The organism is Gordonia humi, assembly GCF_014197435.1.
GTDB lineage: Bacteria > Actinomycetota > Actinomycetes > Mycobacteriales > Mycobacteriaceae > Gordonia > Gordonia humi.
In genome coordinates this window covers 1014683-1039658 of sequence record NZ_JACIFP010000001.1, presented here as the reverse complement: position 1 = coordinate 1039658, position 24976 = coordinate 1014683, and the positions used below count along the sequence as shown (strand labels likewise).

The 24976-nt window shown below is 68.6% G+C and carries 24 protein-coding genes; 7 read left to right on the top strand and 17 right to left on the bottom strand.

Translation table 11 applies throughout. The features are described 5' to 3' along the window. Positions 1–35: 35 nt before the first annotated feature. A complete protein-coding gene (locus BKA16_RS04690) occupies positions 36–1052 on the bottom strand; it encodes an ABC transporter ATP-binding protein (protein WP_183369578.1) in 1017 nt (338 codons plus the stop codon). A gap of 4 nt (positions 1053–1056) precedes the next feature. Further along, a complete protein-coding gene (locus BKA16_RS04685; RefSeq protein ID WP_183369577.1) occupies positions 1057–1875 on the bottom strand; it encodes a hypothetical protein in 819 nt (272 codons plus the stop codon). A 197-nt stretch (positions 1876–2072) separates the two neighbouring features. On the opposite strand from BKA16_RS04685, the gene BKA16_RS04680 reads away from it, so the two are divergent. Continuing rightward, positions 2073–2924 (top strand): GDSL-type esterase/lipase family protein, encoded by an 852-nt coding sequence (locus tag BKA16_RS04680; RefSeq protein WP_343067281.1) that lies wholly within the window; start codon positions 2073–2075, stop codon positions 2922–2924. A gap of 235 nt (positions 2925–3159) precedes the next feature. On the opposite strand, the gene BKA16_RS04675 is transcribed toward BKA16_RS04680, so the two are convergent. Continuing rightward, positions 3160–5310 (bottom strand): acyltransferase family protein, encoded by a 2151-nt coding sequence (locus tag BKA16_RS04675; protein WP_343067280.1) that lies wholly within the window; start codon positions 5308–5310, stop codon positions 3160–3162. Positions 5311–5432: 122 nt separating this feature from the next. Next, positions 5433–6713 carry a chloride channel protein gene (locus tag BKA16_RS04670; RefSeq protein ID WP_183372894.1) on the bottom strand — a complete coding sequence of 427 codons (1281 nt, stop codon included), beginning with the start codon at positions 6711–6713 and terminating at the stop codon, positions 5433–5435. A 399-nt stretch (positions 6714–7112) separates the two neighbouring features. Between BKA16_RS04670 and BKA16_RS04665 the strand changes: the two genes are divergently transcribed. After that, the gene (locus tag BKA16_RS04665) at positions 7113–7685 is read left to right on the top strand and encodes an HD domain-containing protein (RefSeq protein ID WP_183369576.1); all 573 of its coding nucleotides are present in this window, start codon (positions 7113–7115) and stop codon (positions 7683–7685) included. A 105-nt stretch (positions 7686–7790) separates the two neighbouring features. Here the strand turns inward: BKA16_RS04665 and BKA16_RS04660 are convergent, their stop codons facing one another. Both BKA16_RS04660 and BKA16_RS04655 read right to left on the bottom strand, forming a co-directional pair. Then, the gene (locus BKA16_RS04660; protein ID WP_183369575.1) at positions 7791–8141 is read right to left on the bottom strand and encodes a metallopeptidase family protein; all 351 of its coding nucleotides are present in this window, start codon (positions 8139–8141) and stop codon (positions 7791–7793) included. 8 nt (positions 8142–8149) lie between these two features. Continuing rightward, positions 8150–9502 carry a septum formation family protein gene (locus BKA16_RS04655; protein WP_183369574.1) on the bottom strand — a complete coding sequence of 451 codons (1353 nt, stop codon included), beginning with the start codon at positions 9500–9502 and terminating at the stop codon, positions 8150–8152. A gap of 75 nt (positions 9503–9577) precedes the next feature. Between BKA16_RS04655 and serS the strand changes: the two genes are divergently transcribed. Genes serS through BKA16_RS04640 form a run of 3 tightly spaced genes read left to right on the top strand, consistent with a single transcriptional unit; the run spans position 9578 to position 12775 of the window. Continuing rightward, the gene (serS, locus tag BKA16_RS04650; RefSeq protein WP_183369573.1) at positions 9578–10834 is read left to right on the top strand and encodes a serine--tRNA ligase; all 1257 of its coding nucleotides are present in this window, start codon (positions 9578–9580) and stop codon (positions 10832–10834) included. 39 nt (positions 10835–10873) lie between these two features. After that, positions 10874–12220, top strand: a complete 1347-nt coding sequence (locus BKA16_RS04645) for an LCP family protein (RefSeq protein ID WP_246371650.1) — start codon at positions 10874–10876, stop codon at positions 12218–12220. 9 nt (positions 12221–12229) lie between these two features. Beyond that, entirely contained in the window at positions 12230–12775 is a 546-nt protein-coding gene (locus tag BKA16_RS04640) for a ferritin (protein ID WP_183369572.1), read from the top strand. A gap of 55 nt (positions 12776–12830) precedes the next feature. Here the strand turns inward: BKA16_RS04640 and BKA16_RS04635 are convergent, their stop codons facing one another. The 4 genes from BKA16_RS04635 to BKA16_RS04620 form a co-directional block, all read right to left on the bottom strand. Then, positions 12831–13745 carry a DUF5926 family protein gene (locus BKA16_RS04635; protein WP_183369571.1) on the bottom strand — a complete coding sequence of 305 codons (915 nt, stop codon included), beginning with the start codon at positions 13743–13745 and terminating at the stop codon, positions 12831–12833. 194 nt (positions 13746–13939) lie between these two features. Next, the gene (locus BKA16_RS04630; RefSeq protein ID WP_183369570.1) at positions 13940–14725 is read right to left on the bottom strand and encodes a glycerophosphodiester phosphodiesterase family protein; all 786 of its coding nucleotides are present in this window, start codon (positions 14723–14725) and stop codon (positions 13940–13942) included. Further along, entirely contained in the window at positions 14722–15696 is a 975-nt protein-coding gene (locus BKA16_RS24050) for a DUF4328 domain-containing protein (RefSeq protein ID WP_183369569.1), read from the bottom strand. The genes BKA16_RS04630 and BKA16_RS24050 overlap by 4 nt, the downstream gene beginning before the upstream one ends. Next, positions 15693–16025 (bottom strand): rhodanese-like domain-containing protein, encoded by a 333-nt coding sequence (locus tag BKA16_RS04620; RefSeq protein ID WP_183369568.1) that lies wholly within the window; start codon positions 16023–16025, stop codon positions 15693–15695. Before BKA16_RS04620 ends, BKA16_RS24050 begins: the two co-directional genes overlap by 4 nt. Before the next feature lie 466 nt (positions 16026–16491). Here BKA16_RS04620 and BKA16_RS04615 point away from each other — a divergent pair, with 466 nt between their 5' ends. After that, complete coding sequence (locus tag BKA16_RS04615) at positions 16492–17226, top strand: VOC family protein (RefSeq protein ID WP_183369567.1); 735 nt, start codon at positions 16492–16494, stop codon at positions 17224–17226. Here BKA16_RS04615 and BKA16_RS04610 read toward each other — a convergent pair. Further along, a complete protein-coding gene (locus tag BKA16_RS04610; RefSeq protein WP_183369566.1) occupies positions 17192–18289 on the bottom strand; it encodes a winged helix DNA-binding domain-containing protein in 1098 nt (365 codons plus the stop codon). The genes BKA16_RS04615 and BKA16_RS04610 overlap by 35 nt on opposite strands. Next, positions 18289–19002, bottom strand: a complete 714-nt coding sequence (gene msrA / locus BKA16_RS04605) for a peptide-methionine (S)-S-oxide reductase MsrA (RefSeq protein ID WP_183369565.1) — start codon at positions 19000–19002, stop codon at positions 18289–18291. The genes BKA16_RS04610 and msrA overlap by 1 nt, the downstream gene beginning before the upstream one ends. Positions 19003–19144: 142 nt before the next feature. On the opposite strand from msrA, the gene BKA16_RS04600 reads away from it, so the two are divergent. Continuing rightward, positions 19145–19774, top strand: coding sequence for a Fe-Mn family superoxide dismutase (locus BKA16_RS04600; RefSeq protein WP_183369564.1), 630 nt, complete (start codon positions 19145–19147; stop codon positions 19772–19774). A gap of 142 nt (positions 19775–19916) precedes the next feature. Here the strand turns inward: BKA16_RS04600 and BKA16_RS04595 are convergent, their stop codons facing one another. From BKA16_RS04595 to BKA16_RS04575, 5 genes are all read right to left on the bottom strand, one after another. Beyond that, complete coding sequence (locus tag BKA16_RS04595) at positions 19917–20462, bottom strand: dihydrofolate reductase family protein (protein ID WP_183369563.1); 546 nt, start codon at positions 20460–20462, stop codon at positions 19917–19919. Next, the gene (locus BKA16_RS04590; RefSeq protein WP_183369562.1) at positions 20459–21385 is read right to left on the bottom strand and encodes a helix-turn-helix domain-containing protein; all 927 of its coding nucleotides are present in this window, start codon (positions 21383–21385) and stop codon (positions 20459–20461) included. Before BKA16_RS04590 ends, BKA16_RS04595 begins: the two co-directional genes overlap by 4 nt. A 58-nt stretch (positions 21386–21443) precedes the next feature. Continuing rightward, positions 21444–21887, bottom strand: coding sequence for an ABZJ_00895 family protein (locus tag BKA16_RS04585; RefSeq protein ID WP_183369561.1), 444 nt, complete (start codon positions 21885–21887; stop codon positions 21444–21446). Positions 21888–22127: 240 nt separating this feature from the next. Continuing rightward, positions 22128–22877, bottom strand: coding sequence for an energy-coupling factor transporter transmembrane component T family protein (locus BKA16_RS04580; RefSeq protein WP_183369560.1), 750 nt, complete (start codon positions 22875–22877; stop codon positions 22128–22130). 1 nt (position 22878) lies between these two features. Continuing rightward, a complete protein-coding gene (locus BKA16_RS04575; RefSeq protein WP_183369559.1) occupies positions 22879–24900 on the bottom strand; it encodes an ATP-binding cassette domain-containing protein in 2022 nt (673 codons plus the stop codon). Positions 24901–24976: the final 76 nt, after the last annotated feature.

Below are 24976 nucleotides of genomic sequence, written 5' to 3'. Positions count from 1 at the left end.
CGCGCTGCGGGTGATGGGCCGGAGGGAGGTTCGCCTCAGCGGGGGACGAGGTCGGCCGGAGCCGCGTCGTCGAGGATCCGGGCGCGGGCGTCGACGTGCAGCGGAATCGTCTCGCCGTTCGCATAGCCGTCGCGGGTGCGGACCAGCCACGGCCGCACGGCTCCGGTCACGCGGCAGGTGGTCTCGAAGACGCCGCCGACGTACATCGAGTGGTCGACGACGGCGGTCAGGTCGGCGTCCACCGCGTACTCGGCCACGCGCACTGCCTCCGGCCGGACGGCTCCGCCGCCGGGCAGGTCGTTGACGGCGCCGAGGAATTCGGCGACGAACCGATCGGCGGGTCGGCGGTACAGGGCCTCGGGGGCGTCGATCTGCGCGATGCGCCCGGCGTTCATGACGATCACCCTGTCGGACATCGACATGGCCTCGGTCTGGTCGTGGGTGACGAACACCGAGGTGACCCGCAGCTGCGTGGTCAGCTCGCGCAACTGCACGCGGAGCCTGCCGCGCAGGGCGACGTCGAGCGCCGAGAACGGCTCGTCGAGCAGGAGCAGGTCCGGGTGGGCGACGAGGGCCCGCGCGATCGCCACGCGCTGCTGCTGTCCGCCGGACAGTTGGTGCGGCGCCTTGTCGGAGTACAGGCCGAGGTCGACGCGGTCGAGCATCGCGGTGACCCGTTGCAGGATCTGCGTCTTGCCGACGCCCGCCACCTTGAGTGGGAACGCGACGTTGCCCGCGACGTCCAGGTGCGGCCACAGCGCGAGGTCCTGGAACACCATGCCGAGACCGCGCTTGCGGACGGCGACGTCGATCTTGTGCGCACCGTCGTAGACGACGTGGTCGCCGAACGCGATACGGCCGGCGTCGGGCTGTTCGAGTCCGGCCAGGCAGCGCAGGAAGGTCGACTTACCGCAGCCGGACGGCCCGAGTACCGACACGAACTCGCCCGGGGACAGCGTCAGGTCGACCGGCTTCAATCCGGTTCCGTCGCCGAACACGCGGGTCAGCCCGGCGACGTCGACTCCGGTTCCGGAACGTCTCGTGCTCTCCATCGGTTCAGTACCGGTCCAGGATCAGACTGGTCTTGAGTACACCCGAACTGAGCAGCCAGCCCTTGGCGCCGAGCTCGGCGATGGCTGCGGTGCGCAGCGTGGTCGCCTCGGCGAGTGTGTCGGCCTTGAACGAGAACTCGACGATCGTCTCGGTACCCGAGCCGGATGCGGCGCGGACCGGGAGGACCTCGACGTCGACCTTCGTGCCGTGCCAGGTCCCCTTCCAGTTCCGACTGGTCACCGGGCCGTGCGCACGCGCGTCCTTCAGCGTGTCCTTGCCCCAGTTCTTGCTTCGGGTGTCCTCGAGTTTGCCGGGGATCTTGTCGACCACGAGGTCGAGGGCGTCCGACGCCGACGGCAACGAGGTACCCGACAGTCCCTTGGCCGAGCTGTCCTTCTTGTTGGCGAAGCTCAGGGTCTGCTTGTCGTAGGTCCAGTCGACCTGAGCGTCGTAGTTGTCGTCGGACTTGTCGAACCCGGCCTTGTTGGCCGCGGTCAGCGCGGCGTCGATGTCGCCGCCGGTCACCGCGAAGCGCCGCTTGTAGTTGAGGTCGAGGTCTTCGCCCTGCTCGTGGCGGAGCCGAACGCTCCAGCCCTCTCCATTGAGCGCGAGCGAATCGGTGTCGAAGTACTCGTAGGTGGAGCCGGTACTCGACGAACCGAGGCCGAGCGCCGAGCGGACCGCCGAGCTGGGTCCGCCGGACGAGTCGAGCGCCGTGGAGGTGAGGTTGAGTTTCACCTCGTAGTTCGGCACCGCATTGCCCGCAGCGGTCGCCCGGGGCGCACCGACCACGGCCCCGGCGACGAGGCCGGCGAGTGCCACAACGATAGCGATCAGAGTTCTCATCCGTGCAGAAGTCACTCGAGCTACGTTCGGCGGCAAGGGTTTCGCCATCGCGACCGGAAGATGTCTGTCGGCTGAACAGTGGACACGGAGTTCGTGAAGGCGGGTACCGTTCCCAACCCGTGACCAACGCAACCTTGTTATCAGAGTGATTGATGTAGTTCAGTGGGATTATTGTGACTGACTTTCTCCGCACCCACGCCCGAGCCATCACGCTGAGCACACTCGGCGCCGGCGCCGCCCTCGCACTCGCGATGCCCGCGACGGCCGACGCCGCACCGACCGTGCCCGACGTGTCGTCGTTCTCGAACTCGTCGAGCGATCTGAGCGTCCTCGATCAGCTCCCCGACATCGTCCGGCAGCTTCCGGACCTGCTCGGCACTCCGCCCGCACCGAAGGCGGACGGTCGGACGAGTTGCGGCTCGGTGGTGCAGATCGGCGACTCCACCTCGGTCACCGCCGACTCGGCATCCGCCCTCGGCGGCGCCGACAACACCGCGACCGCACAGTACGGTCGGGTCGGAGCGCCCCGGGTGACCGTCGACGCGCTGTCCGGGCGTGCGATCGTGGGCGGTCCCGGCACCGATGCCGAACAAGCGGTCACACAGCGTCTCGGTGCCGCGGGCGACGCCTGCTGGGTCATCGCGATGGGGGTGAACGACGCGGGAGCCGTCGCCGACGGCGACTCGGTGAACGCCGACGCGCGGATCGATCGGATCATGCGGCAGCTGAACGGTCGCCGAGTCCTGTGGCCCACCATCGCCACATCGAACCCGGACAACGCCGCCTTCGGTCAGACGTCGACGACGGCGTTCAACGACGCCCTGCGCCGGGCCACCACCCGCTACCCGAACCTGGCCGTCTACGACTGGGCCGCCGCGGCCCGACCGGAGATGTTCGCAGGCGACGGCGTCCACTACACGGCCGCCGGGTACGCCGAACGCAACCGCCGCTTCGCCGATGCACTCGCTCTCGCGTATCCGACCGGCTCGGGAACCACCCCGGCGGTGCGCTGGATTGCACGGTAGTTCCTAGCGAGCACCTCCGATTACCATTTCAGATGGCCTTCGCCACTGAGATCCGTCTGCTGACGCGACCGTTCGGACTATTAGTCCACGCCGGCCGATCAACCGACGGATCTCAGCAGCAACGACGTCCCATACGGCAGATCGGGTCCGAGGAGAGTTCGCCAGGAGGCCTCATCGGCGCGGCGATCCAGCGATTCGCGAGTGCCGAGTGGTCGTCGGGACCGCCCGCGGTCCCCTACAGCGGGCACCGGATGCTCGGGTCCGCTCGGCCGTCCACCGCCTGACGCAGCCCCTGTTCGACGGCGTCGGCGTAGAAACGCAGGCCGGGACCGAGGGGGTGGACCCCGTCGGCACCGAGGTCGGCCTGGTGATCGGCGGCGATGGAGCACCACGGCGCCAGATACACGTTGGGGCGGCGTTTGACGTAGGCGATGAGCTGCTGCGCGGCCTGCGGTATTCCGTCGACCGGCCCGAACGGAACCACGAGGATCACCTTGTGTCCCCGGCCGAGGCCGCGGATCATCCGCGTGAGCTGACCGGGGAACGCCTGCCCGTTGGTGCCCAGGCCGAGGACCACGAACTCGCGCAGCTGACCGGTCGCCTCCAGATCGGCGAGCACGGGTTCGGCGCCCGAATAGTGCCGGGACACGGCGGCGTCGATGTAGATGCCGGGGAACCGCCGGTTCAAGGCTGCCGACGATGCGAGCATCACCGAATCGCCGACGGCGGTGATCTCCGCCCCGGCCGGCAGCCCGCGGCGCGGCGGCGCCGCGGGAGGCGGAGCCGCGTTGGCCTCACGCTGCATCTGCGCGAGGCGGTCGAGCTGCTGCTCAAGCTCGGACTTGTCCGGGCTCGTGCCCAGCGCAGATCCGGCGAGCATCGCCACGACGAGCACACCCGCGACCGCGGCAGACGGCGCCATGCGGCGAGCGTTGCCTCCGAGCGAACGCAGCACGCCGCGGAACCCGAGGCGTCGGAACGGCGTCTCGATCCAGCGGTACGACAACTCCGACAGTACGACGCTGACGACGGCCGCCACGAGTCCGATCACCCAGCCCGCGCTGTGTGTCGTCTCGTTGCCGCCGCCGTCGATGAGCTGCCGGGCGAAGATGAACGCGGGCCAGTGCCACAGGTACAGGCTGAACGAGCGCTCGCCGAACCAGCGCAGCCCGCGGAGGCTGAGCAGCCGCGGGACCGGTCCGTCCTCGCGGACGGCGTTGTGCACCAGGATCGCGGTCAGCAGGCAGGCGACGAGCAGCCCGCCGCGATACGTGAGCGGCGACGTGTCGGGCAGCACGAAGAACATCACGATCAGCCCGACGAAGGCGATCGGTGCCACCGTCGCCCCCAGGACGGCTGCCGTGCGGGCGCCGATTCGGCGCGGCCACGAGTCGGCTGCGTCGGCGGCCGGCGTGGTGATCACCAAGGCCAGCACGACTCCGGCGAGCAGTCCGAAGACGTGTGTGTCACTGCCGAAGTACACGCGACTGGGATCGACGTCCGGCCGATACAACAGCACCATCGCGGCGGCCGACGCCGCACCGATCACGGTCGCGACGACCGCTGCGACGAGCATGCGCCCACGCACGGGCCGACGTCGAGCCAGCAGCATGACGCCGAGGAACACCAGCGGCCACACCACGTAGAACTGCTCTTCTATCGCCAACGACCAGTAGTGCATGAACGGTCGAGGCGTCGTGTCGGCGAAGTAGCTCTGCGACTGCGCGATCTGGACCCAGTTGTTGACGAAGAACAGCGAGCCGACGAACTGCTCCTTCAGCTTCACCGCGACGTCGCCGCCGATCAGTCCGGCGACAGCGGTGGCCGTGACGAGCACGGTGACCGCCGCGGGCAGGATCCTGCGGGCTCGCCGTGTCCAGAATCCGCCGAGCGACACCCGGCCCGTCGCACCGTACTCCCGCACCAACAGCGAGGTGATCAGAAAACCGGACAGGACGAAGAAGATGTCGACGCCGAGATAGCCGCCGCGCATCGCGTTCCCGAACAGGTGATAGATCACCACCGACAGGACCGCGACGCCCCGCAGACCGTCGAGAGCACGGGCTCGTCGGATGCGGCCGGGTCGTACCGCGGAGGGCGCCGACTGTTCGGTCTCGGCGGCCGGTACGGCGTCGCTCGATGCGGCGGCGTCGTCGGACGACGGCCCCAGATCCACCGGCTCTTCGACGAGCGGCCTCTGCTCGACGGTTCGGGTCGCCGGGCCGCTCAGATCGACGGGCTCTTCGACGAGGACCACGCGGTCCGACGGTTCGACCGATTCGGCTCCGATCCCGTCACCGGTGAGGTCGACCGGCTTCTCGACGAGTCGGCGCGGGGTCACTCGCACACGGTGTACGCGCACCGACGGGGCAACAGTATCGGTCACCGCACACCTGTGCGTCGGGATCGCGAATCGACGTCGGCCATACTCAACACTCGCAGCAGCATAGTCGACCGAAAACCGTTACTCGATTCGGACGACAGCCGCAACTCGAAACGACGATCTCGTCACGATGTCGACCGTCCGGCGAGCATTCTCCGGCGCAGGGAGTCGTAGATCGGCGGCGACCCGGCGGCGTTCGCCACCGCTACCGCTGCAGCCGTGGCGATCAACATCGGAACCGTGACAGTCGTGACGGCGGTGAGCTCCATGACCAGGACGATCCCGGTGATCGGGGCGCGAACCACCGCCGCGAAGAACGCCGCCATGCCGACGACGATCAGCGCGACGGTCCAGTCGTCATAACCCGCGGGGACGGCGAGATTCACCAGCGCCGCGAACAGCACGCCCCACAGCGCTCCGACGGCCAGGAGCGGAGCGAACAGACCACCCGGCGTGCCCGTTGCGTACGACAGCGGTCCGACGACGAATCGGACGACGAGCAGGATCGCGATGGTCGGCAGGGCGATGTGCGCGCCGTCGAGGAGGTTCTGCGACAGTGTGTCGCCCCCGCCGGCCGCGTCCGCGTCGACGGCGAGCAGCCCGCCGACCACCGCGCCGATCAGCGCGGCTCTGATCTCGGGCGGGACCGATCCGAAACGCTTCACCCCGTCGAACAGAGTGAGGATCAGCCGGTTGTAGACGACCCCGATGAGCCCGGTCACCGCACCGAACACGAGGAAGATCGGCAGGATCACCACCGACGGGGCCGCGACGTCCCCCACCGAGAAGTCTGGTGAATCGCCGATGATGATCCGAGCGCATCCGACGGCGACTCCGACGCCGAGCATCGTCGCCAACAGCAGCCGGATCCGGAACGATCTGGCTACCTCCTCGAGTGCGAACAGACCGCCGCCGACGGGCGCGTTGAACGCGACACCGAGTCCCGCGCCGGCGAGCGACGTGGTCAGCAGCCGCACATCGTCGGGGTCTACGCGCAGCACACGACCGACCCACGCGCCGATCGCCGCACCCATGTGCACCGTCGGTCCTTCGCGGCCCAAGGTCAGACCCGCGCCCAGGGCGAGCAGTCCGCCGACGAACTTCGCAGGCACCACGCGCAGCGGCGGCGGATCGTCGAGGCCGTGCGCGACGGCCTCCACCTGTTGCACACCGCTGCCCGACGCCAGCGGGACGAACCGCACGATGAGCGTGCCGACACCGGCTCCGGCAGCGGTCACGACGACGGGAATCAGCCACCCCGGCCCCGGCAGTCGGCTCGCCCAGTCGAGGAGGTCGCCCCGCAGGTCGTTCGCCCCGTCGAGGCACCACCGGAACCCGCCGCCTACGAAGCCGATGCCGATTCCGGCGAGGATCGCGGCGACGCCCAGCCGGAGCATGCCGCGCATGGGGTCGGGCTGCGACCGTGTCCGAGTCCCGCTCACGGCGCGACACCGGCGATCGGCGGCGTCGCAGGCAGAGTTCCGTACGTCATGCTCCGGTCGGCACGCGAACGCGTCGAGTCGCCGCACATGCGAGAACTGTCGAGATTCCCCATGCGGCAACACTATGTCCCGCACGCGGACCACCCCGGCTCCGGAGAGTTCGTCGGCACAGAGCAACATCGATCGTGTCCACAAAGCGTGCACCGACCGAATCGAGGTAGCCCGATGTGCTGCCGTCGAGCAGCTGTTGGACTGGACTCGAGACGTTCCGCGTCCTCCGCGCCGACGTCGCACGGTACGGCCTCGCGCTCGGGATCGGCTCAGTGAACGACCGCCCCGGGCACACCCGTTACCCTCCCCCGCATGGACATGACGATCCCGAACGAGGTCGCCGCGGATCTGGCGCCGCGGTGGAACGAGCCGCATCGGCGCCACCACAGTCAGCGTCACCTGTCCGAGGTGCTCGACTCCCTGCAGAGACTGCGCGACGGCGGACTGGAATTCGCCGAACGCCCGGTGGTGTTGGCCGCTTGGTTCCACGACGCCGTGTACAAGCCGCTCAGTCCCGACAATGAGGCCGCCTCGGCCGATCTGGCGCGACGACTCCTCGCCGACGACACCGATCGCGACGAGGTCGCTCGTCTCGTCGAACTGACGCAGACGCATGCCGCGGCGGGCGACGATCGGAATGGAATCGCCCTGTCGGACGCCGATCTCGCGGTGCTCGGCTCGTCCCCGGACCGCTACGACGAGTACGTCGCCGATGTTCGGGAGGAGTATCGAGCCGTGCCGTCGGAGGTGTTCGGTCCGGCGCGCCGAGCCCTGCTCGCCGAGTTCCTGACGCGTGACCGACTGTTCCAGTCACCGCAGGGCCACGAACTGTGGGAGGCCGCGGCGCGGGACAACGTCGCACGGGAGATCGCCGCACTCGGGTGAGGTCGGTATGCGTGGTCGCCATCGGAGCGGTGCCGCCGCGCGGGTCTGACCCGACACCGCGGGCCCGACCCCGTGTGCGATGCCGCTTGACGGGCCGTGCCCGCCTCAACCCCAACCGTTGTCGTGCAGCCACTGGTCGTCGATGCCGAAATGGTGGCCCACCTCGTGCAGGACGGTGACCGCCACCTCTCGGCGCAGTTGTTCCTCCGTCGAGCACATCGCCATGAGCGGTTCACGGAAGATCTGGATGGTGTCCGGCAGGTATCCCGAGTATTCGTTGGTGCGCCGCGTCAGCGACACACCGGTGTAGAGCCCGAGCAGATTCGGGTTGTCCGGGTCCCGGTCGTTCACCAGGATCACCACATTCGACATGGCGTCGGTCAATTCGGACGGCAGCAGGTCGAGGGCGTCGCCGACGAGTTCCTCGAAACGTCGCTTAGACATCGATACGGGCATAGAAGACACTATCCCGCAGGGGCGGGCAGCTCCCTGTCATCGGGGGTGTAGCCGGGCGGCAGCGGTACCGCTGTTCCGGTGGAGCGACCCGGCGGCCCCTGGTCGACGGGCGCCGGAACGCGGCCGTCGATCAGGACCTGTTCGCGCGCGTCGCCGACGAGCGTCGCGAAACCGCCGCGACTGGGCAGCGCGACGTAGCAGACCACACGACGGCTTCCGGTGAGCCAGCTGACCTCGGAGATCACCGACCACTGCACGTTGAGCGTGGTCTCGTCGAACTTCGCGGCGCTGCCGAAGAACCTGTTGGTCTGCGTCGGACAGATCGTCGACAGGTAGTCGTTCTGCTCGCGGGCGCTCGGCCAGGGCTTACCTGAGTTCCGGGCGCCGAACCGCTGGGACAGGTCGATGTCGCCGGTGGTCTGGAAGGCGTGCGGCTCGCTGCAGTCGACCACCTCGCCCGCGGGTTTGCGGGTGTCCTTGTCGATGCCGATACAGGTGCCGGCGGGCCAGCTGAACGACTGGTCGATGTCGGCGACCTTGCCGGTGAACTCCTCTTGGACACCACCGGCGCCCGGTTGCTCGATACCGCACTGCAGTACGCGGGCGCCGCGCTCCCATTGGACCTTGGACGGGAACATGAGACCCGTGGAGAAGCGGCCCTGCGGGTCGAGTCCGCCCGCCAGATAGCGTCCGACGATGGCGGGACAGTTCTCGTCGCGCACGGCGGCGAAACGTTCAGGCCCGGGCCACGGCGCGTTCGAGGCGAACTCGGAGGTCGGGAACGTGTCGGTGTCGAGGGCCCCCGCGACTTCGAAGCGGTGGGGCTCCGCGCAGTCGATCAGCGCGGGCTCGGACGCCTGCGCGACATTCCACTGCAGGCAGTCGCCGGGCTGCGATCGTGTGAAGTCGTTCTCCACCGGTGCGTTCCCCTCACCGATCACCGTCGTCGCGACACCGTTGTGGTCGACGAAGCCGTCTCGTGCCCACAACACACCGCCCGCGGCGACGGCGCCGATCAGCACCGTCAGCAGCACCAGGCGCAGCGGATGACGCGGGCCCCCGTGACGATCGCGCTCCCCGTCCCCCGGCTCGTCCTCGTCCTGGTCGAACTCGTCCTGGTCGAACTCGTCCTGGTCGAACTCGTCCTGGTCGAACTCGTCCGGATAGAAGTCGTCCGCGTCATCGTCGTCGTATTCGGCGTCGGTGTACGGCAGCGCGGCGGTGGCGGCCGCGGGGTCGACGTCGGTGAACTGGTCGGCGTCCGCTGCAACGTCATCGCCGGTGGCGTATGACGCCGCCTGGGCATCATCATCGAACGACGGCTCGTCGCCGTCGCCCCGATGGTCGTTGTCGGAAGTCATCGCATCCATCATGCCTGGTCGGTCGGATCGATGTCGTCGCACGACGCGCGGACACGCCCAGGTAGGGTTCTTCGTGTGATCGACCTGAAGCTCCTGCGCGAAGATCCCGACCTCGTCCGCGCCTCGCAGCGCACCCGGGGCGAAGACCCCGAGTTCGTCGACCGGCTGCTGCAGGCGGACGCCGATCGCCGCGCCGCGATCGCCGACGCCGACAGCCTCCGCACCGAGCAGAAGGCGCTCGGCAAGCAGGTCGGGAAGGCTTCCGGCGACGAGAAGACCGCTCTTCTGACCCGCGGCAAGGATCTCGCCGATCAGGTCAAGGCCGCCGTCGCCCGCCAGAAGGAGGCGGAGGAGACCGCCGCCTCGTGCCAGCGGGCGATCTCGAACATCGTCTCGGCCGAGACCCCGTCGGGCGGTGAGGACGACTACGTCGTTCTCGAGCACGTCGGCACCCCGCGCGAGATCGAGAATCCGAAGGACCACCTGGAGATCGGCGAGCACCTCGGCTTGATCGACATGGAGCGTGGGGCCAAGGTGTCCGGTTCGCGTTTCTACTTCCTGACGGGCCTGGGCGCCCAGTTGCAGCTCGCGCTGCTCAACATGGCGGCGGCGAAGGCCACCGCGAACGGTTTCACCCTGATGATCCCGCCGGTGCTGGTGCGCCCGGAGGTGATGCAGGGCACCGGTTTCCTCGGTGCGCACGCCGACGAGGTCTATCGCCTCGAGGCAGACGACATGTATCTCGTCGGCACGTCGGAGGTTCCGCTGGCCGGATATCACGCCGACGAGATCCTGGACCTGTCGGACGGCCCGAAGCGGTACGCGGGCTGGTCGACCTGCTTCCGACGGGAGGCGGGCTCGTACGGCAAGGACACGCGCGGCATCATCCGCGTCCACCAGTTCGACAAGGTGGAGGGCTTCATCTACTGCAGGCCCGAGGACGCCGAGGCCGAGCACCAGAAGATCCTGGGTTGGGAGAAGGACATGCTCGCGGCGATCGACGTGCCCTACCGGGTGATCGACGTCGCAGGCGGCGATCTCGGAAGCTCGGCGGCGCGCAAGTTCGACTGCGAGGCCTGGGTTCCGACGCAGAACGCCTACCGCGAGCTGACGTCGACGTCGAACTGCACCACGTTCCAGGCTCGGCGTCTGCAGGTGCGCTACCGCGATGAGAACGGCAAGGCGCAGACGGCCGCCACACTCAACGGCACGCTCGCGACCACGCGGTGGCTGGTGGCGATCCTGGAGAATCACCAGCAGGCCGACGGCACCGTGAAGCTGCCCGAGGAGCTGGCGCGTTTCGTCGGCGTGGACGTCCTGACTCCGCGCTGACCCAGCTCCCTTTCAGGTACCGAAAGTAAGGTGGCCGGGATGAACGACCAGCCCGAGCCGCCGATGATGCGGCGCCCGCCGCGTCGTCCGGGCGGCGAGCCGCCACGTGAACACCGCGGCGAGGCGCCACGCGATCCCCGGCGTCAGCCGCCTCGGCAGTCGGGCGGACCGACTTCCCGCGATCCCGGTGATCAGTCGTACCGGCCGCCGTTGGCGTGGTCGCAGACCCCGGGACAGTCGTCGCCGCAGGGCGGCCGCCCCGGCTACGCGCCGCGGCAGGAGCCGCAGCCGGTCCCGCCGCAGGATCGGCGGCGTCCGTCCGGGCCACCGCCCGCACCGCCGAATCGACCGCGCGGGCGTCCCGCACCGGGACCGGTTCCGCCGAAGCGTCCGACGCCCCCGCCCGCGTCGAAAGCGGGACGTCGGCGGCGTCCGCGGCGGATCGGACGGATCCTGCTCGTGATTCTGCTGCTGCTGGTCCTCACCCCCGTCGGACTGCTGTTCTATTTCGACTCCAAACTGCACCGGGTCGATGCGCTCGCCGATTACGCCGGACGCATCGGCGACACACCGGGCACCACGTGGCTCGTCGTGGGCACCGACTCTCGTGAGGGGCTGAGTCAGCAGGACAAGGACAAGCTCGCGACCGGCGACAGCGACGGTGCACGCACCGATACGATCATGCTGGCGCACCTGCCGACATCGGGGAAGCCGATGCTGATCAGTGTCCCGCGCGATCTGTACCTCCCGATTCCCGGTCAAGGCAGCCACAAGGTCAATTCGGCGTTCAACACCGGCGGCCCGCAACTGCTGGTGCAGACCATCGAGCAGTTCTCCGGCGTCCATATCGATCATTACATCGAGATCGGCTTCGGCGGATTCGACAAGGTGGTCGACGCGGTCGGCGGCGTCGACATGTGTCTGAACCGCGCGCTGCACGACCCGAAGGCCGGGCTGAATCTGAAGAAGGGCTGCCAGACGCTGAACGGGGCGCAGGCCCTCGGCCTGGTCCGCACCCGAGCCTTCCCGAACGCCGATCTCGAACGTGTCGTGAACCAGCGGAAGTTCATGTCGGCGCTGATGGCGAAGGCCACGAGCCCCGGAGTGCTGCTGAACCCGTTCAAGCTGGTTCCGTTCGCAAACGGCGCAGTGGACGCGGTCACCGTCGCCGACGGAGACCACTTGTGGAATCTGGCGTGGCTGGCCTACAAGTTGCGCGATCCGATCACGACGACGGTGCCCGCCGACGGCGACGAGATCACCGACGACGGCGATTCGTTGATCCCCGGGGACACCACGAAGAAGTTCTTCGAGTACGTCAGCAAGGGCGTGCAGGTCCCCGACGAACTGCTCAGTGGTTCGGACGGTTCCCCGCTCGGCGGCTAATCTTTCACCATGACGGACACGCGAAGCGAGTTTCAAGAGCTGCTCCACGACCAGATCAGCAACGAGTTCTCGGCGTCTCAGCAGTACATCGCCCTCGGCGTCTGGTACGACGCCCACGACATGCCCCAGATGGCCCGCCACTTCTACGAGCAGGCCGTCGAGGAGCGCAACCACGCGATGATGATCGTCCAGTACTTCCTGGACCGCGACATCGACGTCCGGATCCCGTCCGCCGAGGCACCGATCACCGAGTTTGCCGACTACCAGGAGCCGATCGCCCTGGCGCTCGCACAGGAGAAGCAGGTCACCGAGCAGATCGTCGCCCTGGCCAGTTCGGCCCGCGACAGCGGCGACTACCTCGGCGAGCAGTTCATGCAGTGGTTCCTCAAGGAGCAGGTCGAGGAGGTCGCCAGCATGACCACGCTGCAGACCATCGCCGAACGCGCCAAGGGCAACCTGTTCGACTTGGAGAACTTCGTCGAGCGCGAGCTCAACAACGCGGCGGGCGGCGGCACCGATCCAGCCGAACCGGCCGCCGCGGGCGGAAACCTGTAGGGGCCTTTCCGGACCGGGTCGAGCGGCGCTCGACCCGGCCGTCGGTGCGGCGCTCCTACCGGATGGTCACCTGGCGGGCGATGATGCCCGCCTTGGAGCCGCGCTCGGCTCCGGTGAGCTCGGAGGTGTCGGCGAGGGCCTCGATGAGCGCCTCGTCGAAGGTGTCCAGACCGGCCTTCCACTCGGCGTGGTGGGCTTCGACGTCGAGGTCGAACACCGGCACCAGCAGTCCGTGGGTGCGGAACACGCCGGCGAAACGCGAGCCGGCGCCGAGCGTCAGCGATCCGGCGGCGTGAACGCGGGCCAGTGCGTTCAGCAGCGTGTCCTCGTCTTCCGGACGCACCCAGCGCAGATGCGCCTTCTCGCCCGCGTCGACCCACCACGGCGCGCCGATGCCACTCGCGGGTGTCAGTCGCGCGGTCGGCAGTATCGTGTCGTTCGCACGTTCCAGCATCGCCTTGATCTGCGGATCCGGCGTCTGGTCCGCCGCGAACCACCAGTCGAAGTTCTCGTGGACGGTGATCTCGATCGACGCTGCGGGATCGATGACGTCGGTCAGTGCGAGATCGGTGGGCTCGGCGTCGTACTGGTCACCGGGAGCACCCGCCGCGGCCCAGGCTATCGCCGACGTCAGCGACGCGCGACCGTCCTCGGGTTGCGGATCGGTCTGCAGCGCGGCGTATCCGCGCACTCCGTCGGTGTCGGTGCGGACGTCCGCGAACACGGCCCCGGCCAGAACCGTCGCCAGGTCGACGGGGTGCTTCGCATCGAATCCCGGCGCGAACGGGAGGTGCGCGGTGCCCGACGCGATGAACGTCTGCATGGCGACCAGGTCGCACTCGGCGGCCAGCCCCTCGAACGGACGGACCGGCGCAGCGAGCGACGCCGCCTGCCGCGCCTTCCGTGCTGCTACGCGTTCGGCACGGTTGCTGCCCTCGCGCGGAGTACCGCGCTTGCTCTTCTTACCCATGGGTCCAATATCTCATTCCCCGCCGGTCGAGCGAAGTCGAGACCCCCACCCGCCGATCGACCACCACCTGCCGATCGAGCGAAGTCGAGATCAACGCAGGGTCGCGTGCAGACAGGTCTCGACTCCGCTCGACCGACAGAAGGAGGCTCGACCGACAGAAGGAGGCTCGGCCAGCAGAGGAGAAGGAGGCTCGATCAGTAGGCGGTGACCAGCCAGTCGCGCACACGCGCGGGATAGTTCGTCGCGACCCAGCGGACGCCGAGGTCGGCGCACAGTTGGACATCCTCCTGGTCGTCGACGGTCCAGCAGTAGGTGACGCGGCCGGACGCGGCCGCGCGATCGACGAGTTCCGGGTGCGTGCGCAGGGTCTGCACCGACGGACCGACCCCGGTCGCGCCGACCGCGGTGGCCGCGGTGCCGCCGATGATGCGCGCACTGTCGCCCAACAGGATGGTCGGCAGCATCGGGGTGCTGCGTCGGATGCGCCACACCCCGGCCGAGGAGAACGAGATGACGACGGCGCGACTGTGGTCCGCGGACGGCGGCGTCGCGACCCCGTACTCGTGGAGCTTCTCGAGCAGCTGCGTCTCGACGAGACTGCCGTAGCGGACCGGATGCTTGGTCTCGATGAACAACCGGACCGGTCGGTGCCAGTCGAGAGTCAGCGTGAGGAGTTCGTCGAGGGTGAGAACCTGCGCGGGCGTCCCGCTGTGCCAGGAGCCGAAGTCGTGTTCGCGGAGCTGCGCGAGGGTCATCTCGCTGACAGCGCCGACCCCGTCGGACACCCGCTCGATGGTCCGATCGTGGATGCAGACCAGTTGGTGATCGGCAGTCAGCCGAATGTCGCACTCCAGTCCGTCCGCGCCTTGCTCCAACGCCAGTTCGTAGGCGCCGAGGGTGTGCTCGGCGACCTCGCCGGAAGCGCCCCGATGCGCGACGACGGCCGGCTTTCCGGACCGCGAGACTTCAGGGGAACTCATACTGCAACCAATCGTCGTACCGGTGCGGTCTCCTCGTCGGCGTCGACGCCGGAGAGGACCTCGAAACGGCGGATGGACCACCGGGCGAAGACTGCCGACACCGCGAACGTGAGGACGACGAGCGCCAACCCGTCGGCGTCGACCTGCAGCGAATCCGTGGTCCACGCGGCGATCCGATACGCGACGGCGACGACGGCCACCGCGTTCACGATCGCCCACGCGCCCGCCAGCCGCATGCGTACCCGGAGCGACCGGGGATCCGGGCCGCCGATCGCGGCCGACTCGTGGAGCAGCCACGGCGCACCGACAACGTTGACCAGGGGGACGATCGAGAGGACGTACACCCAGAGAGCCTTGCGCGGGTCTACGAAACCCGCGTGCGCGTACTGACGCACGCGAAGCCTGCGGACCCACCGGCCGAACGCGATCAGCGTCATCACGACCGCGACCAGCGCCATCAGACCGAAGACGAAGACCGCGACGCCGGTGAGCCAGTCGATCCACGCCGGGATCGGCCGTGTGCGGTTCACCACGGCCACGATGTAGCGCACGGCATGGACCACCGCAGCCGCGGCGAGTGACAGACCGGCGATGCGCAGGGCTCCGGTGAACGCCTGCGTCGCTTCGGGCACCGGATCGGCGTCGACTTCGGCCGCGCGAGGCGCATCGATCAGCCCCCAGCCGGGGATCGTCGCGTACGACGGTGTGGGCCCGGGCGCGCGGCCGCGGGGCGGCCGGGGAGCGGGCACGGCCTCTGCCGGGCGGTGCGCCGTCCAACGCAGCGCCGGACGGGGCATCGGACGGCGCTGCTGCTGCGGTCGCGGCATCGGCGGCTGCTGATGGCCGCGCGAGGCGGCGACGGCTCCCCGCGCATCGGTCTGGACCAGCCTGCCACCGCACCGAGGACAGACGGTGCGCCCCTCGCGGTGCGGTGCCTGGATACGGCAGGCGGGGCAGACGTCGAGGTTCACTGCTCGCCCGCTCCGGTCTCGACGGGTTTTCCCGCACCCTGCCACGCCACCATGCCGCCGGTCACGACGGCGCCGTCGATGCCGCGCATCAGGAGGTACTCCATGATCCGGTACGAACGGCCGCTGGTACGGCAGACCACGAGAAGCTCGCGGTCGAGATCGATCTCGTCGATGCGCGCGGGCACCTCGGCGAGCGGGATGTGCAGTGCGCCGCGGACGTGACCCGACTCCCATTCGTCGTCCTCGCGGACGTCGAGCAGAATTCGATCCCCGTCGTCGGTGAAGTCGTCGGGGAGGTCGGTGACCGCCACGGTCTCGATGTCGCCCATACTCACACATCCCAGTTTTCCACACCCTGGCTCGGCAGGTGCCTGCCTCGAACGCACGGGCCGTTCTCCGGGCATCTGCGATCGGCCGTTTCCACACCCGGCCGAGTCCACCGAAACGCAACTATGCATATCGACATAGTTCTATCCACAAGGCTCCGATCCAGTGCAGCAAACCACCGCCCGAGGATTCGTTCACAGCTTCCACTCGGCTGTGCATAACCCTGTGGAAATGTGGATAGACCTAGGTAGATGGGCTCCAGGATGTGCCGTGGATCTCATTTTCTCGCCCGATTCGCCCCGTGTTGAGATCTGCGACACCGGTTCGACACCCGAAATCGACCCGAGTTATCCACATTCACAGGTGTGGACAACGTGGGGATAACACGCCGAGCGAAACTCTCAAGGAGGGGTCGCGAGTTGTGCTACGGACACCGTTGCGCGGGGCGGTGCTGCTTACACTTGAGAAGTGCATGTGGAATGGCTGACCGCATATCTGGACTTTCCCGCCCCGGATTTCGGGTCGGAGGTCACGTTCTGGCGTGCCATCTCCGGTAGCACGGTCTCGCCGCCGCGCGGTGAGAACCAGGAGTTCGCGACCCTCGAACCGTTCAACGGCGACGCGCACCTCCGCGTGCAGCGCGTCGACGACGGCCCGGGCGGCATACATCTGGACATCCACGTCGGCGATCCGGTGGCCGCATCCGCCGAGGCGGTGGCGCTCGGCGCCTCCCTGATCGCCGACTATGCGACGCACTGCGTCCTGCGGTCGCCGGGCGGCGGCGTGTTCTGTCTGGTCCCGGACGGCGGAGAGCACACGCGTGCCCGTCCCATCCGATGGCCGGGCGGAACCATCAGCATCATCGACCAGATCTGCTTCGACGTACCGTCACGTCTGTTCGACGCCGAGGTCGCGTTCTGGGAGGCACTCACCGGGCATCCTATGCCCGGACGAGGAGATCCCGACCGCGTCGGGCTGACCCGCAATCCGGCACTCGCCCTGCAGGTGCTGCTCGTGCGGTCGGAGGTCGCCGAGCCGGCCACCTACCTGGAGGTCGCCGCGACCGATCTCGCCGAGGAGATCGAACGTCACGAGGACTGGGGTGCGGCCGTCGTCGCTCGCTGCGTCGATCGGGTCATGATGGCCGACCCGACCGGCCGCCACTACTTCATCTCGCAGCGGAATCCTCGGACGGGCGCCTGAGGCGCAGTTCGCGCACGGCCGCGATCTCGCGTTCGACGTCGCGTCGCTCGCCGTCGGTGAGATCGCGCAGCTCCACCAGTTCGATTCCATCGGGGGTCGGCGTCCACGTCGCCGCGAGGAGTCCGTTCACCAGCACGAACCCCGGGAACCGGCCGTTAGGTGTGGCGAGCTTCGCGTACAGGGCCGGGTCGGCGACGCGGACGCGGTCGGCGTTGGCGACGAGGAGGTTGTCGTACGGGGCGACGCAGCGCACCGGAGCGGGTTCGTCGCCCGATGCGATCGGCAGGCCTTCCAGGTCGTAGAGCTTCTCCCCGTGCGGTCCGGTGAGTTCGGTGAGCTCCCAATCCGCTTCCATGGCCGCCATGATCGGACCGAGTCCGGTGAGCCCGGACCACGTCTGAACGGCGCGGACGGTGGCCGGACCGAAGCCGCGCAGATACATGCGGATCAGGTCTTTGCACGCGTCGTCGCCGCTCACGGCGGGTTCTCCGGCACCGATCCAGTCGTCGAGCAGCCGGTACGACGGCGCGCCCGAGCGCTGCCACAGTCCGCGCGGCGGCGTCTGCACCAACGGAAGCCGCAGCCGGGCCACCGCGGCGAGATCGGCTGCGGGCTCGTCGGGCCACCGGCGGGCGAGTCCGTCACGAAGCGACGCACCGGGGACCGGTTCGCCACCGGACAGGAGTTCCGCAGCGTGCGCGACGACCTCGTCCGGTGTCACGCCCGTGAGTCGCTTGCCGTGATTGGTGCGGGCGGCGGCGTCGATGGACGGCTGGACCAGTTCGCGGATCCAGCGTGCGTCGAGACCGTCCATCAAGAAGACGGTGCCGCGTTGCAGGGTGATGCGGACCAGTTCGCGGTCGACGAGCAGATCGTCGAGGTCGGCCGGATCGAACCCCTCCACGCGGCAGGCGAGCCCGTAGAACGCGGCCTGCGGATCCTGCGACTGGAGTCCGACGAGCCGGTCGACCACTTCGACGACGTCGTCGTCGATCCGTTCGAGGAGATGCTGGCGTTCGAGCAGGGTGCGGTTCCACTGCTCGAACGTCAGGGTGCGCGGCATCAGGCTCCGAACGCGAGCCCGGTGCTGACATGGCAGCGGTAGCCGTTCGGATTCTTGTACAGATACTGCTGGTGGACGTCCTCGGCGTAGTAGAAGTGTCCGTCGCCCGCGTCGGCGAGGGGGACGATCTCGGTGCTGATCGACCCGTAGCCGGCGGCGGTCAGCGTGGGCTGGAATCGCTCGGCGGTGGCGACGGCCAGGCGGGTGGCCTCGTCGTCGAGCCCGTAGACGGCCGACCGGTACTGGGTTCCGATGTCGTTGCCCTGCCGCATCTCCTGCGTCGGGTCGTGGGAGGTGAAGAACAGTTCGATGAGCGTCTTGAGGGAGGTCTGCGTCGGGTCGAAGACGACGAGCACCGATTCGGTGTGCCCGGTCTGCGCGGTGCACGTCTCCTCGTAGGTCGGGTTGGGCGTATAGCCGCCCGCGTAGCCGACGGCCGTCGTGTAGACGCCCGGCTGCTGCCAGAAGATCTCCTCCACGCCCCAGAAGCATCCGCCGGCGAGCACGACGGCCTCCAGCCCGTCTCCCCAGTCGCCGATCCCCGCCGGGCCGAACCCGCCGTCGGCGTCGGCGGCGCCGCGCATCGGGTGGCCGAGGACAAGGTGCTTGTCGCGCAACGGCATCGGCGTGTCTCGACCGGGGAGAGCCTTGTCGCGGGGAACCATCGCGGTCTTGACTGCGGATGCGGCGAGGAGTCGGTCGAAGATGCTCATGCCGTCCAGGCTACGACGCGACGACGGCTCCGTGTGCTCCGAACAGTCGCGTGAGCAGATCTGTTGCAATAACCACCCTTGTGGGGAAATCTGGTTACTGGACCCAGTACGGATCTTTCCCAAAGACTTAGAGAGGACCATCGTGGCTGACTACACCCTGCCCGATCTCGATTACGACTACGGCGCCCTCGAGCCGCACATCTCCGGCAAGATCATGGAGCTGCACCACAGCAAGCACCACGCCACCTACGTCGCCGGTGCCAACACCGCGATCGCGAAGATGGCCGAGGCCCGCGCCGACGGCTCCATCGCGGGCAAGGCTCTCGACCTGTCGAAGACCCTCGCGTTCCACCTCGGTGGCCACACCAACCACTCGATCTTCTGGAAGAACCTGTCGCCCAACGGCGGCGGTGAGCCCACCGGTGATCTGGCCGAGCAGATCGGCGTCGACTTCGGCGGCTTCGAGCCGTTCAAGGCGCACTTCACCGCGGCAGCCACCACCCTGCAGGGCAGCGGCTGGGCGATCCTCGGCTGGGACACCATCGGCCAGCGTCTCGTCATCGAGCAGCTGACCGACCAGAGCGGCCAGACCTCGGCCGCGCTGATCCCCGTCGTCATGCTCGACATGTGGGAGCACGCCTTCTACCTCGACTACCAGAACGTCAAGCCGGACTACGTCAAGGCCTGGTGGAACATCGTGAACTGGGAGGACGCCACCGAGCGCCTCGCCCGCGCGAAGACCCAGGGCGCCGGACTCATCGTCCCCGCCTGATCTTCCCTTCGTACTGACGCCGACGGCGGTCGCCCCTTGCTGGGCGGCCGCCGTCGGTGTCTGCGCTGCCGTCGTCTCGCGACGATCCACGAGTCGGCAGAGTCCCGAGCACCGTGCTACGCACGTCGTCGGGCCGCGCGCCTCATACCCGAGGACCCACCACCCGATACCGCCCGATGACGAACGCCTTGTTCCGCGCGGTCTCGAGGAGTTCGAAGTCGAAGGCGCGTGGGAACAGCGGTCGGCCCGATCCGACGGTCGCGGGGGCGAAGGACACGACCATCTCGTCGAGCATCGATGATTCGGCGAACTGCGCGGCGAGATCTCCGCCGCCGACGACCCACACGTTCTTAGATCCGGCGGCGTCCTCCAGCGCGCCGCGATACTCGGCGGGTGTCCCGGCGACGACGGTGATCGACGGATCGATCGGCACCACCTCCCGGTGGGTGAACAGGAATGTCGGATGGTCGGTGTACGGCCACGGTTCGCCGCTCGCGGCGATGTGGTCGGCCACCCAGCGATACGTGGTCGCGCCCATGACGATCGCTCCCGTCGAGGCCATGAGATCGGCGATGCTGAACGGTCCGTCGTCGTCGATCGGCTGGGTCAGCAGCCAGTCGAGGGAGTCGTTCTCGTCGGCGAGGAATCCGTCGAGCGTCGATGCGGTGTAGTAGACGTAGCCGGTCACGGCTGTTCTCCTTCGTCGGTGCGGCGTTGCCACATGATCGGGTCCGGGTCGAGGTCGTCGGAGGTCACGTCGACACCGGCGTCGGCGAGCATCCACCGCGCGAGCAGTCGGCGGTGCGCCGAGAACGTCAGCTCGCTCGCCACGATCTGCGCCAGCCGGAACGACTCCGGCGGATCGCAGAGGGCGTCGACGATCCAGTCCGCCCAGCCCCGACGTCGATCGACGTCGCGCACCATCGCCAGCCAGCGTGCAGAGGTCTCGGTGTGCATCTCGGTCAGCGTCCGGACATCGTGCACGGGTGTCATATCGGGCATCGACTCGCCGTCGATCGTGGCGAGCCACGGCCGCTTGCTCGCGACCAGGTGCCAGAGCACCTGCGCGAGACTCTCATCCGGGCCGTCCCAGTGCCGCGGTGCGCTGCCGGGCAGTCGGATCGTGCCGAGTGCGTCGCGGTCGAGGCTCGCGGCGGCGTCGAGCAGCGCGCCGATGTCGGCCACGTCGTGCCGTACCTGCAGCGTCAGGACGTCGCCGGCGGAGTCCTCCCCGGAGTCGACGTACAGCACCGTCGGGCCGTGGAAGTGGATGCCGTTGGGTGCGGGCAGCCAGTGTCCGGCGCGGCCGAGGGCGGGCATCGCGGTCGGCGGATGCCCGTAGGCGCGAGCGAAGGCCCGACAGAAGCCCTCGACCGAGGAGTATCCGGCGGCGAACGCGGTGTCGGTGACCGACGCCCCGCGCTGCAGTCGCCACGCCGCACGTTCGAGCCGTACACGTCGTCGCAGGGCCACGGGCGACTCCCCCGTCCCCGCGCGCACCGACCGCGCGAAGTGGAACGGCGACGAGTACGCGCCCGCCGCCATCTCGTCGAGGCCGTCGTGCGAGTCGTCGAGGACCGCGTCGAGCAGGCGATGGAGTGGATCGGTCATGTGTTCAAGTATCGAACGTCGACGCCGTCCGACGCTTGACCGATCCTGCTCTCTGCGGTCAGCCGCCGAGGCGGCGGGCACGCTCGGCGTTCTTCTTCGCCGTCACCTGGACGACGACCTTCGGCATGAATCGGAACCAGAGCCACATCATGACGAGGTGCATGCCGAGCATGATCAGCGCGACACCCGGGAACAGGCCGCCGACGCCCTCGATCAACGCGCCGGTCCACGCCGGTGCGACCAGTTCACCGACGCCCAGCGCGAGTACCTCCAGTACGACGAACACCGCCATGCACGGCAGCATCAGTCGACGACGCTCCCGCGACGTCGGTTCGCGGCCGTAGTCGGTGACGAAGGCGCTGATCGGGAGTTGTACGGCGATCACCCCGGCCAGCGGCAGCCCCGACCAGCCGACGTCGAGAAGCCAGGTAGCGACCGCCATGACCGGCACGCACACCGCGACGCCGACCAGGTACTGCCGCACGTATCTCCACGAGTTCATCTCCGGTCCTCCCCTACCGAATGCGACCTGTGCCGTGTCGACGGCGCAGATTCATCGCTTCAGACTACGCCTACCTGCGTCTTTACCTGCTTCGGGCGACGCGCGCACACCTCCCCGCCGCTTAGCCTCGATGGCGCCGACAGTCGGCCCCTCACCGAGTAATGGAGTTTTCGTTGAACAAGACGACCCGTATTTCAGGCGGCATCGCCGTCGACCAGCACGAGTCTCTCCGAACCGCTCCTACAGGAACAGGACACCGACCGTCGCCGCCCCCGCCGAGACGATGACGAACACCGTCAGCACGACAGCGTCCATCCGACCCGGTCGCGACGGGTACGCCGTCAACCGGCCGGTTCCACCGCGCGCGGTGATCGCCTCGGACATCTCGGCGGCACGTCGCATCGCCGACGACATCGCGGCGACGATGATGTCGACGACCCCCAACTCGGCAGACGGATGACCGGAGGCCGAATTCGACTTCGGGCGCAGCTTGTGCGCCGCCCACAGCAGCCGCATCTCCTCGACGAGGAGCGGCAGGCCGCGCAACGACAACGCGATCGTGACCGCCCATTCGTCGACGGGCAGACGCAACCAGCGCAGCGGACGCATCAGAACGGCGATCGCGGGCGCCAGCTCGGCGACCGGCGTCGTCCAGATGACCAACACCGACATGGCGAGCACGATCAGTCCGAGCAGCGCAGCGCGCAGCGCGGTGAGACCGCCGTCGGACCCGCGCGCGATCCACGACCAGGCGACACTCACCGCTATCAGCGCCCAGAACCACCACGGCGGACGAGGCAGAGCCCCGACCGGGATGCCCGCGACCAGCGCGAACACGATCATGCAGACCGCGACGTAGCCGAGTGCGGGCCACGACGGCAGGATCCAGGTCATCAGTCCCAGCAGCAGGACGATGATCAGTTTGGTCCCGGCCCACAGACGGTGGACGGGCGAGTCGCCGGGGATCTGACGAAGCATGGGAATCTGCATGTCACACACCGCCTTCCAGCACGCCGGCGACCAGTTCCACACGGCGGTTGCACACTCGGTCCAACGATTCGAGATCGTGCGAGATGATCACGATCGTCGCACCCCGCACACGCAGCGACGCCAACACGTTGAGCACCTCTTCGCGGGCCTGCGGATCCAGACCGGCCAGCGGCTCGTCGAGCACGAGAACATCCGGCTCGGAGGCGATGAGCGAGGCGAGGACGACGCGGCGCATCTGCCCGCCCGACAGCGAGTCGACACGCTTCGCGGCGAACTCGCGCGGCAGGGACACCAGATCGAGCACGCGCCCGACCTCCGTGGTCCCGACGTTCTCGCCGCCCACGGCCATGATCTCGTCGCCGACGCTGACCTTCTGCAGTTGTAGTCGCGCGTGTTGGAAGCCGAGTCCGACGCTGCCGATGTTCTCCCGGACCGGCTCGCCCGCGAGCAGCACGTCGCCGGAGGTCGGAGCGGTGAGTCCGGCGAGGATCCACGCGAGCGTCGACTTGCCCGAACCGTTGCCGCCGACGATGAGCACACCGTCGCCGCGGTCGACCCGCAGGTTCACCCTGTGCAGCGCGGTGACCTCCCAGGGGGAGCCCTGCAGATAGGTGTGCGCGACACCGGTCACCTGGAGCAGCGGCTCGCCGCCGAGCGACGTCGATCCCAGCGCGGGCGCCGTGTTCTCCGGGCGCATCCACTCGGGATGGTGGGCGACGACGCGACCCTCGGACAGGTGGACGATCCGGTCGGCGGCGCGCGCCTCCGAGTCGCGGTGCGTGATGAGGACGACGGTGATCCCGTGCCTGCGCGGCAGTTCGGCCAGGATCGCGATCAGATCCTCCCGACCGGCCGGATCGACCATCGAGGTGACCTCGTCGGCGATCACCAGACGCGGTCCGCGCGCGAGCGCCGCCGCGACCGCCAGACGCTGCTGCTGCCCGCCGGACAGATCGGAGGTCTCACGGTCGCCGAGTCCGGCGAGACCGACCTCGGCGAGGAGTCCGTCGATGTCGACCGAGACGTCGTCGGGCAGACCCCACACCAGATCGTCGGCGACACGGGAGCCGAGCATCTGCGCTTCGGGCCGCTGCAGGACGAGCGCCGTGCCGCCCGCACGTCCCAGACCCGGCGCCCCGGGCCGGTCGACGACGCCGATCGTCGGATCGACACCGGCCAGGATCTTCGCGAGCGTCGACTTGCCCGAGCCGTTGGCGCCGACGATCGCGACGAACTCGCCCGGGTGCAGTTCCAGGTCGACTCCGGTCAGCACGTCGCGCGCGGTGCCCGGATACCGGTAGCCGACCCCGACCGCGCGCATGGGAAGCGGTCCGGGCGTCACGTCGTCGATCGTGTGCGCGGCCTCGAGCGTGTCGTCGAGCTTGACCTCGGCGAGCCGATCGAGGATCTTGCCGAGCATCCAACCGGCCACCAGGATCGTCACGAATGTTCCGATGGCGCCGGGGATCCAGATCCACAGCCACCAGTTGTCGACGACGTTGCCGGAGAAGTTCTCGATGGCGTCGGCGACCCCGCCCAGCCGGATCACGCGGACCGTCTTGGCCAGACCGGTCAGCACATTGTCGAACAGTTCCAGGCCCAGACGCCGTAGCGGAGCGAGAATCCACATGAGCCCGACGGTGAGGCCCGCGATCACCGGCGCCGCGATCACCGCGACGACGGTGAGCACGGCGGCTCCCCCGCCGCGCCGTCGCACTTCGCCGACCAGACCGCCGACGACGGCGGTGGCCGCGACCGCGACCGCCGTGCCGAGCCCGGCCACGGCGAAGGTCACCGCGACCGTGGTCACGAACGAGGCGACCACGGCGCGCAGCCGCGTGCGGGCGGCCAGCAGCGCGATCGGGACCGGAGCGAGGAATCCGAGAGCGGCCGCCATCGGAACCACCGCGACTATGACGGCGGGCACGACGGTGAGGCCGCTGAAGATCGCGATGGACGCGATCTCGATCGGCCGGAGGGGCCCGGTCGGGGCGCTCCGGACGTCGACAGCAGGGGAGATCACTGCACCATTGTGCCTGGCATATGCGATACCGACGTTCGCCGAGGTGACCCGGACTGTGGATTCAGGTGGACCGAAC

Excerpts from the sequence above, each read along its gene's own strand:
- BKA16_RS04610 (WP_183369566.1), bottom strand. The coding sequence starts at position 18,289 with ATGCCGCGCACCCTGACGTTCGAGCAGTGGAACCGCACCCTGCTCGAA.
- BKA16_RS04690 (WP_183369578.1), bottom strand. The coding sequence starts at position 1,052 with ATGGAGAGCACGAGACGTTCCGGAACCGGAGTCGACGTCGCCGGGCTG.
- BKA16_RS04590 (WP_183369562.1), bottom strand. The coding sequence starts at position 21,385 with ATGACCGATCCACTCCATCGCCTGCTCGACGCGGTCCTCGACGACTCG.
- BKA16_RS04655 (WP_183369574.1), bottom strand. The coding sequence starts at position 9,502 with ATGACTTCCGACAACGACCATCGGGGCGACGGCGACGAGCCGTCGTTC.
- BKA16_RS04670 (WP_183372894.1), bottom strand. The coding sequence starts at position 6,713 with ATGCGCGGCATGCTCCGGCTGGGCGTCGCCGCGATCCTCGCCGGAATC.
- BKA16_RS04585 (WP_183369561.1), bottom strand. The coding sequence starts at position 21,887 with ATGAACTCGTGGAGATACGTGCGGCAGTACCTGGTCGGCGTCGCGGTG.
- BKA16_RS04620 (WP_183369568.1), bottom strand. The coding sequence starts at position 16,025 with ATGGGCGACATCGAGACCGTGGCGGTCACCGACCTCCCCGACGACTTC.
- msrA (WP_183369565.1), bottom strand. The coding sequence starts at position 19,002 with ATGAGCATCTTCGACCGACTCCTCGCCGCATCCGCAGTCAAGACCGCG.
- BKA16_RS04645 (WP_246371650.1), top strand. The coding sequence starts at position 10,874 with ATGAACGACCAGCCCGAGCCGCCGATGATGCGGCGCCCGCCGCGTCGT.
- BKA16_RS04580 (WP_183369560.1), bottom strand. The coding sequence starts at position 22,877 with ATGCAGATTCCCATGCTTCGTCAGATCCCCGGCGACTCGCCCGTCCAC.
- BKA16_RS04630 (WP_183369570.1), bottom strand. The coding sequence starts at position 14,725 with ATGAGTTCCCCTGAAGTCTCGCGGTCCGGAAAGCCGGCCGTCGTCGCG.
- BKA16_RS04635 (WP_183369571.1), bottom strand. The coding sequence starts at position 13,745 with ATGGGTAAGAAGAGCAAGCGCGGTACTCCGCGCGAGGGCAGCAACCGT.
- BKA16_RS04665 (WP_183369576.1), top strand. The coding sequence starts at position 7,113 with ATGGACATGACGATCCCGAACGAGGTCGCCGCGGATCTGGCGCCGCGG.
- BKA16_RS04640 (WP_183369572.1), top strand. The coding sequence starts at position 12,230 with ATGACGGACACGCGAAGCGAGTTTCAAGAGCTGCTCCACGACCAGATC.
- BKA16_RS04660 (WP_183369575.1), bottom strand. The coding sequence starts at position 8,141 with ATGCCCGTATCGATGTCTAAGCGACGTTTCGAGGAACTCGTCGGCGAC.